This window comes from Nitrobacter vulgaris, assembly GCF_031453995.1.
In the GTDB taxonomy this organism is placed as follows: Bacteria; Pseudomonadota; Alphaproteobacteria; order Rhizobiales; family Xanthobacteraceae; genus Nitrobacter; species Nitrobacter vulgaris.
Window position 1 is genome coordinate 1 of sequence record NZ_JAVDPZ010000080.1, and the last position, 2,699, is coordinate 2,699.

1 protein-coding gene and 1 pseudogene are annotated in these 2,699 nt (G+C 58.6%); one reads left to right on the forward strand and one right to left on the reverse strand.

Annotated features, from left to right (window positions below):
* Nucleotides 1-160 precede the first annotated feature (160 nt).
* Nucleotides 161-552 (reverse strand): annotated as a pseudogene (locus GGQ85_RS20600) (MBL fold metallo-hydrolase); the annotation flags it as partial.
* Between the two features lie 1,209 nt (nucleotides 553-1,761).
* Here GGQ85_RS20600 and GGQ85_RS20605 point away from each other — a divergent pair.
* On the forward strand, nucleotides 1,762-2,699 hold a 938-nt coding region (locus tag GGQ85_RS20605), incomplete at its 3' end, for a molybdopterin-dependent oxidoreductase (RefSeq protein ID WP_309776071.1).

Genomic DNA, 2,699 nt, shown 5'->3' on the forward strand with positions numbered 1-2,699 from the left:
CGACCTATTCGTGCGGCCTCCACCGTTACGATGCACGCACTGTGAAATGCTGCTCGCAGGCCGCCTTCAGCAAAATCTGCCAAAGTAGTGCTAGATGCTTGGTCGATCGGGCCGGATCCGGCACCGAAGCGCACCGTGACCCGGCCTGATCGGATGTGGTTTAGTCAGTAATCTCAGTAGACGGGCACCCACGGAACGCTTCGCCCTCAACAGCGACCCGGCCGACGGACGGAAATGGCAGGTGGGTGGCCACGAGCTGTTCGCCGGTTGCTGCCAACTCCCTCAAAAGACGGACACGGACGCGGGCTGCCTCTTCAGGATCGTGTTCGAAGCCGTTATGCCAGTCGGGATGATCGAACCCGACCGCGAAGACGGCATCGCCCGCGAAGGTCAATCGGTCGTCACCGGATGCGAGCGGACCACGCTGTGACCGGGCGTGTGACCGCCGATGCGGCGGACGATGATGCCCGGTGCGACTTCGTGTTCCTCATCGAGCAGTCGCAGTTGACTTCGGTACTCTTGCGCGAACCGCTTGGCAGTCGACCATAGCGATCTCGCCAGTAGGTCCAGAACGCGTAGACACGTTTGTCACTGAAAATATCGCGGAGGGCGTTCGTCCATCCGTAGCGAAGCGAACGCTTGCGTGGCGCCGGCTGAACCAAGGCATCCTTACCAATAGATGTCGAGGTCGCTCGGCGCGACAAAAGTCGCCGACCAACAGGGCCGGATAGCCTTGCTTCGGCAACCGAGCCGCATGGCGAGCAAGCCGCGAAAACCAACTCATTTCGTAGTCGAACTTAGATCCCGCCGCAAAAGTCGCCTGATGCGCGATTTAGAGCGCTATATCAGGACCGTTACAGCCTTCGTCTGCCTCGCCATGATCTGCATCATGCTCCGGTACCTCATTATGCTCAACCCAATGCTCCCGAGTCTAATCTTCTTGGATCAGCGCCAGTTGCAAGCGACACGGCTCGCGCCATGACCTCCCAGGGAGGCGAAGTTGAACTTCGTCGCGAGACCGCAGCCTTGAGTCAAAAACATAAGCGGGGAAGGGGGAGACGACAAAATTTTATACTTGAAGAAGACGACGGCGTGAATTGGGCAGACGATAGGGTAGCTTGCTGTGCAATCGCGACATCATCGGTCGCGGCTATTCAATGTTGTGTAGTTAGCCGACCCATCGCGATTACCGCAGAGGAGATCGTCGTATCGTGCATGGATTGCGTCATTGCAAATGCAAGACGCGCAAGTCTATGTTGGAGCATCAACTAGGATTGAGTCCTCCAAGCTGCCGAAAGGCAATGCTTCTTGCTGCGGTATCTCTCGCGGTGAGAGCACTTACCCCGAACTAATCAGGTTGGTGGATTTCGTTTGCCTGCAAATGAGCGGGCGGACTCTCGACGCGATGAATCCTGCGCACGACAACGACGGGCGGAAAGCACCTCCCGGCGAACGGTAGTCCTTTGGAAAAGGAAAGTGTGATGAGCGGTATCGATCTGGCGATTACACGAAAGCTCGCGATCAAATTCATTGACCGACCCGGCGGATGACTCCGCAGAGCGCTTTGAAGAAGCAAATTGAAGAATGTGATGACCGACAGGCCTAGCGGCCGGTCGAAAGCACTGAGGAGACGCTGATGAGCTGGATACTTGACCTCGTTAATCCCCGGGACCGCTTCTTGAGCGCAGTCTGCCGCCGTACGAACCCCGCGGATGCCAGCGTGGCATCTCGGCCTCCTGGTATGTCTATAGTCCGATCCGGGTGAAGTACCCGTATATTCGCGGCCCTCTTGCCGACCTTTGGCGCGAGGCCAAGGCGTCGCATCCGGATCCGGTGCAGGCCTGGGCGTCGTTGGTCGAAGATGAGCAGAAGCGTCTGCGTATCCAGAAGGCGCGGGGCAAGGGTGGCTTCCGCCGTGCCAAGTGGGAAGAGCTGGTCGAGCTGATTGCTGCGTCTTGTTTGTATACTGCGCGCAAGCACGGACCGGACCGGGTGATGGGCTTCTCGCCCATTCCGGCCATGTCGATGCTGTCATTCGCGGCCGGCACACGCTTTTTGTCGCTCTTCGGCGGCGGGTTAATGAGCTTCTACGATTGGTACGCCGATCTGCCGACCTCGTTCCCGGAAATCTGGGGCGACCAGACCGACGTGTGCGAGAGCGCAGACTGGTACAACAGCAAGTTCATTGTTTCGATGGCGTCGAACCTGAACATGACGCGTACCCCCGACGTGCACTTCATCTCTGAGGCGCGCACCGAGGGTACCAAGTTCGTTGTTCTTTCGCCGGACTTCAGCATGGTTGCCAAGTACTGCGATGAGTGGATTCCGATCCAGGCGGGACAGGACACGGCGCTGTGGATGGCGGCCAACCACGTCATTCTCAAGGAGTACTATATCGACCGCCAGGTTCCGTATTTCATTGACTACGTGAAGCGCTATACCGACCTTCCGTTCCTTGTCGAGCTCGAGCCCAACGGCAACACCTACAAGACGGGCCGGTTGCTGCGAGCCAAGCGTGTTGCGCGCTATCAGGACGTCGAGAACGGCGACTGGAAGATGCTCGTTATCGACGAGAAGAGCGGCGAGCCGCGCGCGTTCAAGGGGCAGGTCGGCGATCGCTGGGGCTCCACGCACGGCAAGTGGAATCTGTCCGCGGAAGACACGCTGGACAACAGCCCGATCGATCCGGTGCTGAGCTT